This is a genomic window from Actinomadura sp. 3N508 (assembly GCF_044326375.1).
In the GTDB taxonomy this organism is placed as follows: Bacteria; Actinomycetota; Actinomycetes; order Streptosporangiales; family Streptosporangiaceae; genus Spirillospora.
Genome location: NZ_JBIRAX010000005.1, coordinates 320,118 through 333,804 on the forward strand (window position 1 = coordinate 320,118; position 13,687 = coordinate 333,804).

The 13,687-nt window shown below is 72.1% G+C and carries 7 protein-coding genes (1 of these 7 running past the window's edge); 4 read left to right on the forward strand and 3 right to left on the reverse strand.

Going from position 1 to position 13,687, the window contains the following annotated elements:
* Positions 1–7,879: the 5' portion of an SDR family NAD(P)-dependent oxidoreductase gene (locus ACH34S_RS20225; protein WP_395954240.1), read on the reverse strand. 5,276 nt of this gene lie to the left of the window's left edge; the window shows 7,879 of its 13,155 coding nt (coding positions 1–7,879); the start codon lies at positions 7,877–7,879; its stop codon lies off the left edge, out of view.
* Between the two features lie 156 nt (positions 7,880–8,035).
* On the opposite strand from ACH34S_RS20225, the gene ACH34S_RS20230 reads away from it, so the two are divergent.
* Entirely contained in the window at positions 8,036–8,959 is a 924-nt protein-coding gene (locus tag ACH34S_RS20230) for an ATP-binding cassette domain-containing protein (protein WP_395954241.1), read from the forward strand.
* Positions 8,956–9,717 (forward strand): ABC transporter permease, encoded by a 762-nt coding sequence (locus ACH34S_RS20235; protein WP_395954242.1) that lies wholly within the window; start codon positions 8,956–8,958, stop codon positions 9,715–9,717. The genes ACH34S_RS20230 and ACH34S_RS20235 overlap by 4 nt, the downstream gene beginning before the upstream one ends.
* Before the next feature lie 31 nt (positions 9,718–9,748).
* Here ACH34S_RS20235 and ACH34S_RS20240 read toward each other — a convergent pair whose 3' ends face one another.
* Positions 9,749–10,360, reverse strand: coding sequence for a TetR/AcrR family transcriptional regulator (locus ACH34S_RS20240; RefSeq protein WP_395954243.1), 612 nt, complete (start codon positions 10,358–10,360; stop codon positions 9,749–9,751).
* Between the two features lie 71 nt (positions 10,361–10,431).
* Between ACH34S_RS20240 and ACH34S_RS20245 the strand changes: the two genes are divergently transcribed.
* Both ACH34S_RS20245 and ACH34S_RS20250 read left to right on the forward strand, forming a co-directional pair.
* On the forward strand, positions 10,432–12,585 hold the full coding sequence (locus ACH34S_RS20245) for an MMPL family transporter (protein WP_395954244.1): 2,154 nt from the start codon (positions 10,432–10,434) through the stop codon (positions 12,583–12,585).
* A 351-nt stretch (positions 12,586–12,936) separates the two neighbouring features.
* Positions 12,937–13,146: a DUF397 domain-containing protein gene (locus ACH34S_RS20250; RefSeq protein WP_395954245.1), complete on the forward strand. Its 210-nt coding sequence runs from the start codon at positions 12,937–12,939 to the stop codon at positions 13,144–13,146.
* 83 nt (positions 13,147–13,229) lie between these two features.
* Here the strand turns inward: ACH34S_RS20250 and ACH34S_RS20255 are convergent, their stop codons facing one another.
* The gene (locus ACH34S_RS20255; protein ID WP_395954246.1) at positions 13,230–13,463 is read right to left on the reverse strand and encodes a DUF397 domain-containing protein; all 234 of its coding nucleotides are present in this window, start codon (positions 13,461–13,463) and stop codon (positions 13,230–13,232) included.
* Positions 13,464–13,687: the final 224 nt, after the last annotated feature.

The window sequence follows — 13,687 nt, forward strand, 5'->3', positions numbered from 1 at the left end:
GACGGGCCACGTCGGCGCCGTCGAGGTGGCCGGTCATGCCGCTGCTGTGCGCCCAGTATCCCCAGGCCAGCGACGTCGCGGGCAGGCCCCGGCTGCGGCGGTGGTGCGCGAGCGCGTCGAGGTAGGTGTTCGCCGCGGCGTAGTTCGCCTGCCCCGCGTTGCCGAGTACACCGGCCGCCGAAGAGAACAGCACGAACTCCGCCAGATCCAGGTGCTCGGTGAGCTCGTGCAGATTCCAGGCGGTGTCGATCTTCGGGCGCAGCACGGGCGTCAGCCGTTCGGGCCGCAGGCCGTCGACCGTCGCGTCGTCCAGGACGCCGGCGGTGTGCACGACGGTGGTGAGCGGGTGCGCGGCCGGGACGGACGCGATGAGCGCGGCCAGCGCGTCCCGGTCGGCCGTGTCGCAGGCGGCGATCGTGACGGTGGCGCCGAGCGCGGTGAGGTCGGCTCGGAGCCGCTCCGCGGCGGGGGCGTCCGGGCCTTTGCGGCTCGCCAGGAGCAGGTGCCGGACCCGGTGCCGCGTCACCAGATGCCGCGCGAGCAGGCCGGCGAGCGTGCCGGTGCCGCCGGTGATGAGGGTGGTGCCGGCGGGGTCCGGGCGGGCCGGCAGGGTGAGCACCAGCTTGCCGGTGTGCCGGGCCTGGCTCAGCTGCCGCAGCGCGTGCCTCGCGTACCGCACGTCCCACGCCGTGACGGGCAGCGGACGCAGCTCGCCGCTGTCGAACAGCGGCATCAGTTCCGCGAACACGTCGCGCAGCCGGTCCAGGCCCGCGTCCATGAGATCGAACGACCGGTACTCGACTCCCGGGTGGTCCGCCGGGTCGCGGATGTCGGTCTTGCCCATCTCGACGAACCGCCCGCCGGGCCGCAGCAGCCCGAGCGAGGCGTCGACGTGCTGGTGCGCCAGCGAGTTCAGCACCACGTCCACCGCGCCGAACTCGCTCGCGTAGTCGAGGGTCCGGGAGCTCGCCACGTGCTCGCGCGGCACGTCGACGGCGTCCCACTTCGACGGATGCGCGGTGGCTCGCACGTCCGCGCCGAAATGCCGGGCGAGTTGGACGGCCGCCATGCCGACACCGCCGGCGGCAGCGTGCACCAGCGCCGTGTCACCGGCCCGCAACCGCCCCAGGTCGCGCAGGCCGTAGTAGGCCGTCAGGAACGCGATCGGCACCGTCGCGGCCGTCACGAACGACCAGCCGTCCGGGATGCGCGCCAGCAGCCGCTGGTCGGTGCCGCTCACCGGTCCGACGCCGTCGTTGAAGACTCCCATGACCCGGTCGCCCGGAGCGAAGGCCGTCACGTCCGGACCGACCTCCACCACCACCCCGGCGCCCTCGCCACCCGCCGGCCGGACGTCGTCGACCAGGCCGAGCGTCACCATCACGTCCCGGAAGTTCAGGCCGACCGCCCGCAGCGCCACCCGTACCTCGCCGGTGCCCACCGGCTCCGGCGCGACGGGGGCGAGAGTGAGGTTCTCCAGGCTGCCGCTGGCGGTGACGTCCAGCCGCCAGTTGCCGTCCGGGACGGCGAGGGCGTCGTCATGGCGTGGCAGGCGGACCTTCGGCACGAGGGCCTCGCCGTGCCGCAGCGCCAGCTGCGGCTCGCCCGTCGCGAGCGCGGCCGGGAGCAGGTCCTCCGCCGACTGCGGATCCATGTCGACCAGCACGAAACGGCCCGGATGCTCGGCCTGCGCCGACCGCACCAGCCCCCACACCGGGGACGCCGCGAGGTCGCGGACGTCCTCCGCCGGATGGGTGGCGACGGCGTTCCGCGTGACCACGGCGAGCCGGGTGCCGTTGGCGATGTGCCGCTGAAGCAGCGCGAGCGCCCGGCTCGCCGTGGTGTCAGGGGTGTCCCCGGTGAGGAACACCGTCTCGATGCCGTCCTCGGCCGGTGCCGTGGGAAGCGGTACGGGCACCCAGTCGACGTGCGGCAGCAGGGCGCTCCCGGCCGCCGGTCGGAGGATCAGCTCGCGGATCGTGAAGACCGGTGCGCCGGCCGGGTCGGTCGCGGTGACGCAGGCTCGGTCGGGCGCCGTGCGGTGCAGGTGGACGCGCACCGCGGTCGCGCCGGTGGCGTGGAGGGAGAGGCCGGTCCAGGAGTAGGGCAGGAGCGTGCCGCCAGCACCGCCGACGCCGTCGGCCAGGAGCAATGGGTGAAGCGCCGCGTCCAGCAGCGCCGGGTGGATGCCGAAACCCGGCTGCGGCTCGGGAAGCACCGCCTCGGCGTGCACGTCGTCGCCGTCGTGCCCCACGCGGCGCAGCCCCTGGAACGCCGGACCGTACTGGTAACCGCGTTCGGCGAGGAGCGCGTACGTCTCGGGATCGGCGACGGGGACGGTCACGTGCGGTGCAGGGGCGGCGGCAGGCCCGGTCTCGGCCAGCGTCGCGCTCGCATGCCGGACCCAGGTGCCGTTCGACCGCGCGTGGATCGCCAGCGTCCGCTGCGCGTCGCCGTCCGGCGGACCGGCCACCATCTGGATCTCCGTCTGCTCCGTCCCGATGGCCAGCGGGGCGTGCAGGGTCAGCTCGGCCACATGCGGGCTGCCGATGCGGTGCCCGGCGTACAGGGCGAGTTCTGCGAACACGGCGCCGGGCAACAAGGTCGTGCCGTTCACGACGTGGTCGGCCAGCCACCGGTGGATTCGGGTGGAGATCCTTCCGGTGAAGAGGAAGCCGTCGCCGTCTGCGAGCGGTACGGCGGCGTCCAGCAGGGGGTGCTCGGTACCGACCCGGCCGGTCGTCGCCGGCAGCCAGTACGGCCTGTGCTCGAACGGGTAGGTGGGGAGGTCGACGAGGTTGCCGTCGATGTTCCACTCGACGTCGATGCCGTGGGTGTAGGCGTCGGCGAGGGCGCGGCCGAAGTCGTCGTCGTTGCGGCGGAGAGTCGCCAGGTCGGTGGCGAGGATGGGATGCGGGCTGACTTCGATGAAGGTGGCATCGCCCGCGGTTTGAACGGCCTGATGGTACTGAACGGTGTGACGCAGATTGCGGTACCAGTAATCAGCGTCCAGTTCACCGGTGTCAATTTCCTGCCCGGTCAGCGTAGAAATGAAAGTGACCCCGGTTGAACGCGGTGCGAGGTCGTGGAGTGCGTCGCGGATGTCGTTCTCGATCGCCTCGACGTGTGGTGAGTGCGAGGCGTAGTCGACGGGAATGATCTTCGCTTCGTCGAGTGCCTGGAGCGCTTCGGTGTCGCCGGAGACGACCGTGGTGTTCGGCCCGTTGATGGCGGCGATGCTGAGACGCGGGTCGAGATCGAGCTGGTCGGCCGCCACGTTCAGCGAGGCCATCCCCCCGGTGCCCGCCAGGCGGGTCAGTGCCTTGGCGCGCAGGGCGACGATTTTTGCGGCGTCGTCCAGGGTGAGGGCTCCTGCGACGCAGGCGGCGGCGATTTCCCCTTGGGAGTGGCCGATGACCGCGTCGGGTTTCACGCCGTGCGATTCCCACACCGCCGCCAGCGAGACCATCATCGCGAACAGCGCGGGCTGAACCTGGTCGACTTTGTCCAGGTCGGGGTCGCGAATATCGACGTAAGGGGCGAGGGCTTCAATGCACTCGTTCATTCGGGTCGCGAAGACCTTGTTGGTGCGCATGAGTTCCTGGCCCATGCCCACCCATTGCGAGCCCTGACCCGGAAAGACGAACACGATCTTTTCGGGTGCCGTGCCCGAGCCGGTGATGACGTCGCCGTTGTGGATCACCGCGCGATGCTCGAACCTGGGCCGTCTGGCCAGGGTGTAGGCGACATCGACCGGATCGAGGCCGGTCGTCGCCTCACCGAGCCGGGCGAGCGATGCGTTGAGGGCGGACGCCGTCTTCGCCGACACCGGCCATGGCGCCGAGGGTGACGTGGTCCGCTGCCGTTCATGCTCGGCGCGGGTGGTGGTCGCTTCCTCGACGATGACGTGAGCGTTGGTGCCGCTGATGCCGAAGGAGGAGATGCCTGCTCGGCGTCGGTGGTCGTCGTCTCGCGGCCATTCGACGGGTTCGGTGAGCAGCCGCACATTGCCGGTCTCCCAGTCGACGTGCGGTGTCGGCTCGTCCACGTGCAGGGTGCGGGGGAGTTGACCATGCCGCATGGCCATGACCATCTTGATGACCCCTGCCACGCCCGCGGCGGCCTGAGCATGGCCGATGTTCGACTTGATGGAGCCGAGCCACAGTGGACGGTCACGCTCCTGCCCGTAGGCCGACAGCAGCGCCCGTGCCTCGATGGGATCACCCAGCGTGGTGCCGGTGCCGTGAGCCTCGACGGCGTCCACATCGGACGGTGCGATGCCCGCGTCCGCCAGGGCCGCCGAGATGACCCTCCGCTGGGACGGCCCATTGGGCGCGGTCAGGCCGTTGGAAGCGCCGTCCTGGTTGACCGCGCTTCCCTTGATGACGGCCAGCACCGGATGGCCGTTGCGCTCCGCGTCCGACAGGCGTTCCAGCACCAGCATGCCCGCGCCCTCGGCCCAGCCGGTGCCGTCGGCGGCGGCCGCGAACGGCTTGCAGCGGCCGTCCGCGGCGAGCCCGCCCTGGCGGCTGAACTCAAGGAACATGCCGGGGGTCGCCATGACGGTCGCGCCGCCCGCCAGCGCCAGCCCGCACTCGCCCTGGCGCAGTGCCCGGCAGGCCAGGTGGATCGCGACCAGCGACGACGAGCAGGCGGTGTCGATGCTGATCGCCGGGCCTTCCAGCCCGAGGGTGTAGGCGATGCGGCCGGACGCGACGCTCGTCGTCGATCCGGTGAGCAGGAGACCCGCCAGCTCGTCGGGGGCCTCGTGGAGGCGGGCGCCGTAGTCCTGCGGCATCAGGCCGGCGAACACGCCGCTCCGGCCGCCGCGCAGCGACGTCGGGTCGATGCCCGCCCGCTCGATCGCCTCCCACGAGGTCTCCAGCAGCAGGCGCTGCTGCGGGTCGGTCGCCAGCGCCTCGCGCGGCGCGATGCCGAAGAATCCGGCGTCGAATCCGGCGGCGTCGTGCAGGAAACCCCCGGCCTGCGGGAAGTCCCCGGCCACGTCCCAGCCCCTGTCGACGGGGAACCCGGTGATCGCGTCGGTGTCGCCGGCCACCAGCCGCCACAGGTCCTCCGGGGTGCGGACGTCACCGGGGTAGCGGCAGGCCATGCCGATGATCGCGACCGGTTCGTCCGAACGCACGCTGGCCGGTGCCTGATCGGCCCGATCGGGCGCTCGGAGGTGCTCGCTCAGCTCAAGAGGCGTCGGGTGGTCGAACACGGCGGTCGGCGACGCCGGGAGGCCCGCCGCGCGGAGCCGCTGGTGCAGTTCCAGCGCGGTGACGGAGTCCATGCCGAGCTGTTTGAACGTTCGCCGCGGATCGATCTCGTCCACTGAACGATGTCCGAGCACGGCAGCCACGTGCCCGCGCACGGTCGCGAGGAGGTCGCCCCGCCCGGCGACGGCCGCGGGCGCCGGCACGTGGTCGAACCAGTACCGCTCGCGCTGGAACGCGTAGGTCGGCAGGCGCACCGGTCGTCCGGCCACGGGCCAGGTCACGCCGACACCGCGCACGTACGCCTCGGCGAGCGACGCGTGCAGGCGGGCGGGGCCGCCGTCGTCGCGGCGAAGGGTGCCGACGGCCACCGCGTCGGGCACGGTTTCGGTGATCGCGCCCGTGAGGACCGGATGGGGGCTGGCCTCCACGAACGTGCCGTGCCCGTCGGCGTGGGCGGCGCGCACCGCCTGCTCGAACCGCACGACGTGCCGCAGGTTCCGGTACCAGTAGTCGGCGTCCAGGGCGCCGGTGTCGAGCACGCCGCCGGTGAGCGTGGAGTAGAACGCGACCCGCGCCGGGCGCGGCGTGACGCCGTCGAGCGCGGCCAGCAGCTCCTCCCGCACCGCCTCGACGTGCGGCGAGTGCGAGGCGTAGTCGACCGGGATCATCCGGCCGCCCAGCGCCTCCAGGGCGCGCACGTCGCCGGACACCACGGTGGCCCGCGGGCTGTTGACGGCGGCGATGCTGAGCCCGTCGTCCAGCGCCAGCTCCGCCGCGGGCACCTGAACCGACGCCATGCCGCCGGTGCCCGCGAGGCCGGCCAGCGCGCGGGCGCGCAGCGCGACCACCCGGGCGGCGTCGGGCAGGCTCAGCGCGCCGGCCACGCACGCGGCGGCGATCTCGCCCTGCGAGTGCCCGATCACCGCGTCCGGCTCGACCCCGAACGAGCGCCACACCTCGGCCAGCGACACCATGATCGCGAACAGGGCGGGTTGCACGAACTCCACCCGGCCGAGGTCGCCCCGGGTCACGTCCACGTAGGGGGCGAGGGCGTCCGCGCATTCCCGCATGCGCCGCGCGAACACCTCGTTCGTCCGCATCAGCCGCGCACCCATGCCCAGCCACTGAGATCCCTGGCCGGGGAAGACGAACACCGCCGGGCCGCCACCGGCACCGGCGTGCCCCGCGATCACGTGTTCCGACGGCTCGCCGGCCGCGAGCGCGCGCAGCCCGGCGCGCAGGTCGCCGACGACGACCGCCCGGTGGTCGAAGACCGTTCTGGACGACGCCAGCGTCGCCGCGACGTCCACGTCGGACGGCCGGTGCGCCCGGAGATGGGACTCCAGCCGGGCCGCCTGGGCGGTCACGGCGGCCGGGCTCCGGCCCGACAGCGGCCACACCACCTCCGCGGCCGGCGACGCGGCCCGCATGCCCTCGCGGGGCGACGTGGCCTCCGGGGCCTGCGCCAGCACGAGATGGCAGTTCGTCCCGCCCATGCCGAACGACGACACGCCCGCCGAGCGATGCCCCTCCGGCCACGGGCCGAGCTCCGTCCACACGCGCAGGCCCAGCTCCGCCAGCGGGATGCGCGGGTTGGGCGTCGCGAAGTTCAAGCTCGGCGGCAGCTCGCCGTGATGCAGCGACAGCGCCACCTTGAGCAGTCCCGCCACACCGGCCGCGCCTTCCAGATGGCCGATGTTGGTCTTCACCGACCCGACGGGCAGCGGGACGTCGTCGCGGCCGGCGAACGCGGCGCCGAGCGCCGCCGCCTCCACCGGATCGCCGACCCGGGTGCCGGTGCCGTGCAGCTCGACGTACCGGACCGACCCGGCAGAGATCCCCGCGTCGCGGTACGCGGCACGCAGCACCTCCGCCTGCGCCTCCTGGTCCGGGACGGTCAGCCCGTCCGAGGCGCCGTCGTTGTTCACCGCACCGCCCAGGAGCACGCAGTACACCGGGTCGCCGTCGGACACCGCGGCGCGCAGCGGTTTCAGCACGACCAGCCCGCCGCCCTGGCCGCGCACGTAGCCGTTCGCGCGCGCGTCGAAGGTGAAGCACCGCCCGTCCGGCGACAGGCCGCCGAACCGGTCGGCGGTCACCGCGCTCTCCTCGGCCAGGTTGAGGTGCACGCCGCCCGCGATCGCCACCGCCGACTCGCCCTTGCGGATGCTGTCCATCGCGAGGCGCACGGCCACGAGCGAGGACGACTGGCCGCTGTCGACGGTCAGGCTCGGGCCGCGCAGCCCGAGCGTGTAGGACATCCGGTTGGCGATCAGGCTGCGGTGCAGGCCGGTCATGGTGTGCTGGTCGATCGCCGCGGTCCCGCGCCGCAGGAGAAGGGTCGCGTAATCCTCGCCGATCGCACCGACGAACACACCGGTCGCACTGTCGCGCAGCGTCGCGGGAACGATTCCCGCGTCCTCCAAAGCCTCCCAGCCCAATTCCAGCGCAAGCCGTTGCTGAGGCGACATCGCCGCGGCCTCGCGCGGCGAAATTCCGAAGAATTCCGGGTCGAAGAGCCCGATGCCGTCGGGGTCGACGCCGGCCGCGTCCGTCCCGGCGCGCAGCAGCCGCCAGAACTCGCCGGGCGACGCCGCTCCGGGAAATCTGCAGGACATGCCGATGATCGCGATCGCTCCGGCGGCTACCGAACCCACGATCCCACCTCCGTCCTGACGGCTCACGCCCAAGCCTGGTCGCGGCGCTTGCGCGGCTCTAAAGCCCGGCTTGCGTTACAAAGGGAGTTCGCCGGCGCTGTGATATTCGATGGAAGGCCCGATCGGCTCCAGCGTCCCCGGAGAAAGGTGACTTTGGTGGAGACAGCCATTCTCGTCGAAGGACTGGTGAAGAGGTTCGGCGCGGTAACGGCGGTGGCGGGCGTGGATTTCGCCGTCGCCAGGGGAAGCGTGCTCGGCCTGCTCGGCCGCAACGGCGCGGGCAAGACCACGATCGTCCGGGTGCTGGCGACCGTCTTACGCCCGGACGCCGGCCGGGCGCGGGTCGCCGGCCGGGACGTGGCACGGGACGCGGCGGACGTCCGGCGGCTGATCGGTCTCGCCGGGCAGTCGGCCGCCGTCGACCCGAACCTGACCGGGGCGGAGAACCTCCGGCTCATCGGCAGGCTGGCGCAGCTCCCCTGGAAGGGGGCCCGCACCCGCGCGGACGAGCTGCTCGACCGCTTCCACCTCGCGGAGGTCGCCGGGCGGCCCGTGGGCACCTGGTCCGGCGGCACCCGGCGGCGGCTGGACGTGGCGGCCTCGCTCGTGCACCGGCCACCGGTGATCTTCCTCGACGAGCCCACCACGGGCCTCGACCTCGACAGCCGCGAGGACCTGTGGGCGATGGTCCGCGAACTGGTGGCCGACGGCGTCACCGTGCTGCTCACCACGCAGTACCTGGAGGAGGCGGACCGGCTCGCGGACCGGATCGTGGTGATCGACGACGGCCGGGTGGTCGCCGACGACACGCCCGCCGCGCTCAAGGCCCAGCTGGGCGGCACGGTGATCGAGCTCGGCTTCCCGGACGAGGACTCGGCGGCCGAGGCAGCGCGCACTCTCGCCGGCGCGCACCCGGAACGGGACGGGCCCCGGTTGCGCATCACCACCAGGGACGGCGTGCGGCTGCTCATGGACGTGCTGCCGAGGCTGGACGGGCAGGGCCTCTCACCCGCCGCGCTGTCGGTGCGCGACCCGAGCCTGGACGACGTGTTCCTGACCGTCACCGGAGCGTCCCGGTGAGCGCGGCCCGGGACGCCGCGGTCCTGTGCGGGCGGAACCTCATCACCTACCGCCGGGTGCCGCAGCTGCTGCTGTACTCGACGATCCAGCCGGTCGTGCTGCTCCTGCTGTTCCGGTACGCGTGGGGCGGCGTCGTGTCCGACCGGTTCCTGCCCTACCCGTACGTCGACTTCCTCGTGCCGGGGATCTTCGTGCAGACCGTGGTGTTCGGCGCGATGAACACCGCGACCGGGCTGGCCGTCGACCTCCGCGCCGGCCTGCTGGAACGCTGCCGGTCGCTGCCGATGTCCCGCTCCGCGGTCCTCGCCGGCCGTACCTTCGCCGACCTGGCCCGGAACGTGTTCGTCGCGGTGCTCATGGCCGTGGTCGGCATCGCCGTCGGGTTCCGGATCCACACCAACATCGGGTTGTTCGTCGCCGGGATGCTGCTGGTGCTGCTGTTCGGGTTCGTCTGCTCCTGGATCTTCGCGATCGTCGGTCTCGCGGTCGGGGACGCGGAGACGGCGCAGGCGGCGTCGCTGCCGGTGATGGCGCTGCTGGTGTTCGCCTCGTCGGCGTTCGTCCCGGTCGACGCGATGCCGGACGGGCTGCGGGTGTTCGCCGAGAACCAGCCGGTGTCGGTCGTTACCGAGGCCGTGCGCGCGCTGATGCTGGGCGGGCCGACGGCCTCGCACGTGTGGGCCGCGCTGGCGTGGTGCGCCGGCATCCTGGTGGTCGCCGTGCCGTTCGCGGTCCGCCAGTACGTCAGGGCCGTCTGACCGGGGCGGGTGCCGGCGGACGGTGTCGCGATCAGGCCGGGGGCCGGTCGTAGGACTCCATGGCCCCCTTGAGCAGGCCCAGCGTCCACAGCAGGTTGGCTCGCAGCCGGTCGTGGGTCGCGCCGGGATCCTCCATGGTGCGCATCGCGACGGCGATGATCGCTCCGGTCACGGCGACCGCCTGGTGCTCGCTGAGCTCGTCGGGGAACGCCGCGTGCAGCCCGGCGGCCATCTGCCGTTCCGCGTCGAGCATCCGCTGCACGCAGCGGGCGCGCAGCTCGGGACGTGTCATCAGCACCTGGAGGCGCGCGTCGCGGTGCCGTCCGAGGATCTCGTCGGCGGCCTGGGGGAGGGTGTCCAGCGTGATGCGGCGCAGCGCCTCGAACGGCCGCTCTCCCGGCACCGTCTCGGCGAAACTCGCGTGCAGGGCCTCCAGCCGCTCGTCGGCGTCGGCGAACAGCAGGTCGTCCTTGCTTCTGAAGTAGGCGAAGAAGGTCCGCCTGCTCACGTCGGCGGCGGCCGTGATCTCGGTGATCGTGGTCTCGTCGTAACCACGGTCGGCGAACAGCTCCAGTGCCGCATCGATCAGCGCGCGGCGGGTGCGGCGCTTCTTGCGTTCGCGCAGGCCAACGTTCTCCACCACGGAACCATCCTAGGGGGCCAAGCCAATCTGCCCTCGTTGCGAATATGCACCAGGTGTGATTTTCTGGCGGCATGTCGACGGTCCTCGCCCGAGTCGGCCGGTTCTCGGCTCGTCGGCGTTTCCTGGTGATCGGTCTCTGGCTGGCGCTGTTCGCGGGCCTGTTCGGCGGCGGTCAGCTCGCCGGCGGAGCGTTCGTGGACGACTTCGGGGTACCGGGCGCCGACTCGCAACGCGCGCTCGACCTCACCCGCGCGCATTTCAGCTCGGCCGGCGAGGTCAGCGCGGACGTCGTGTTCCACGCCGGCTCCGGCTCGGTGCGGGACGCGCGGCCGGCCGCCGCCATCGCCGCGATGCTGGGCGAGGTCGGCCGCCAGCCCCACGTGACCTCCGCGGTCGACCCGGTGCGGACCGGCATGGTCAGTGCGGACGGCCGGACCGCCCTGGCCTCCGTGCAGTACAGCGGACCGACCGGCGAGCTCGGTGTCAAGGCGCTGGACCGGCTGCAGGCGGCCGCCGCGCCGGTCCGCGCCGCGGGCGTCCAGGTCGAGTTCCGCGGCTGGGTGGTCGACCAGGCCAGCCGGCCCGAGACCGGGCCGGCCGAGATCGTCGGCCTGGTGGCGGCCGGCCTGGTCCTGCTGCTGGCCTTCGGGTCCGTGGTCGCCGCGGGACTGCCGATCGCCACCGCACTGGTCGGACTCGGCACCGGTTCCGCGCTGGTGCTGCTCGCCGGCGCGGCCGTGAACATCCCGAGCGCCGCCCCCATCGTCGCCGTGATGCTCGGCCTGGGCGCGGGCGTCGACTACGCATTGTTCATGGTCACCCGCTACCGGCAGCACATCGAAGACGGGACGGACGTGCTCGACGCGGTCGCCATGGCCGCCGCGACGTCCGGCAAGGCGGTGCTGTTCGCGGGCGGCGCGGTCATGGTCGCCATCCTCGGCCTGTACCTGGCGGGCATCCCGTTCGTCGGCGCCATGGGCCTGGCCTCCGCGCTGGTCGTCGCGGTCATGGTGCTGGCCGCGCTCACCCTGCTGCCCGCCCTGCTCGGCGTCGTCGGCACCCGGATCGACGGCCTCCGGCTGCGGCGGCGCGGCGCCTCCCGCGACGGGTGGCTCCGCTGGGGCGAGCACGTCCGCAGGCTGCGCTGGCCCTACGCGATCGGCGTGACCGTGCTGCTCCTCGTGCTGACCGCGCCCCTCCTGGCACTCCGGCTCGGCATGCCCGACGACCGGGTCCAGCCCCCGTCGACGACACAGCGCCGGGCCTACGACCTCATCGCCGCATCGTTCGGGGTCGGCTACAACGGCCAGATGCTGGTGGCCGTCGAACTGCCCCGCGGCGACCGCACGGCGGCGGACCGGGCGGCCGCCGCGATGGGCGGGGCCGCCGGCGTCGCGCGCGTGACCCCGCCGCAGCTGAGCCAGGACGGCCGGATCGCCCTGCTCACCGCCGTGCCGGCCACGGCACCGCAGGACGCGAAGACCACCGAACTCGTCCACCGGCTGCGCGCCGACGTCCTGCCCCGTGCTCTCGCGGGCACCGGCGCGCGCGGCTACGTCGGCGGCCTGACGGCGACGATGATCGACACGGCCGACCGCGTCGCGGCCCGGCTGCCCTGGGTCGTCGGCGGCATCGTCGTGGTGTCGTTCCTGCTGCTGTTGCTGATGTTCCGGTCGATCCTCGTGCCGGTGAAGGCCGCCGTCCTCACCCTGCTGTCCATCGGCGCCGCCTATGGCGTGATCGTCGCGGTGTTCCAGTGGGGCTGGGGGCTGTCGCTACTGGGCATCGCCGAACCGGTGCCGATCATGTCCGTGGTGCCCATGTTCCTCTTCGCCGTGCTCTTCGGGCTGTCCATGGACTACGAGGTCTTCCTCATGTCCAAGGTGCGGGAGGACTACCTGGAGAGCGGCGACGCCTTCCGCGGCGTCGTCACCGGACTCGCCGCGACCGGCCGGGTCATCACCTCCGCCGCGGCGATCATGGCCGTGGTGTTCCTCAGCTTCGCGGCGATCGACAACCCGCTGGTGAAGATGGTCGGCATCGGCCTGGCGGTGGCGGTCGTGGTGGACGCCACGGTGATCCGGATGATGCTCGTACCGGCAGTGATGAGCCTGCTCGGCCCGGCCGCATGGTGGCTCCCCGGCCGAAAACACGCACACCCTCAGCCCGCCCCGACCGAGCGCGTCGACCCCCCAGAGCGCACACGAAGCCCCCGGACCGGTTGACCCGATCGACTCACCCCGCCCGCGCCCATCAGTTCGGGAAGCCGGAGATAGGTACGGCGGCGGCGCCCGAGAAAGGCATGCGGAGCCACCAGCTCCTAGAACACGTGAGTATCAGGCCGTTTCCGCTGGAGAAAATTTCACTTCATCGGACTCTCTGCGCTTTTTACTCCGTATCGGGCAATGGTTGCCTCATGCTTGAGCAGGACTATCTGCGACGGGCGCCGGCAGTGGCACGCGGGGAATAACGGCCAAGGCATGCTCCATGCGATAGGTTAAGCCCCGCCATGCGTCACCGGCATGACTCAACGGTCATCCCGGTGGCGCCGAATTCTTTATAAGGAGCATTCAGATATGAGTCATCCCAGCTCGTCCACGCCTGTCTGGAGGAAGAGCAGCCGGAGCAGCGACCCTGACCTCGCGGTGTGCGTGGAGGTGGCCTCGATCGGCACCACTCGCGCCATCCGGGACTCCAAGGACCCAGAGGGCCCGCTGCTCTCGCTGTCCATGGACTCCTGGCGCGCGTTCATCGGCGCGGTCAAGGCCGAGGCGTTCGACGGCTAAGCGGACAGGAGTGGAGGCGCGGATCGCGCGGTGCGCGGCACCGGCGGCCCCCGCGCCTCCAACAGGTGCCGAGCCGGACCGCATCACCGCAGGTCGAAGGCCCCGCTCTTGATCTCCTCTAACATCCTGCGCAAGACGGCTTTGGGGAGGACGATGGTCGTCCGGCACGGATTCTTGCTATCCCGGACGGCTCCGCGCGAGGCAGAAGTGGCAAGGGAGACGCACCCCCCGTCCGTGCCAGATCTCCTGCTCTTGCGCCATGAAGCCTTGTCCCAGTCTCCTTGACCGCCCATCGCCTCTTCCGTCCTCGGGAGCATCGCGTGGGTTTCGGTGAGAGGACGGCGCTGTCCGCGAGCCCGATCCCTTGGCGGCCGGATCGGCAGATTCCCGCGACGCTCATGTGATCGCCGATAATTGCCAATGATAAAACGACTCGTGCAGGCGCACAATTTGTCTCCCTACTATACGTGGGGGACATAGTCGTGTCCAGGTCCGGAAATTACGGTCCTGACGCCTGCAACGGGACGCTACATCGAGATCG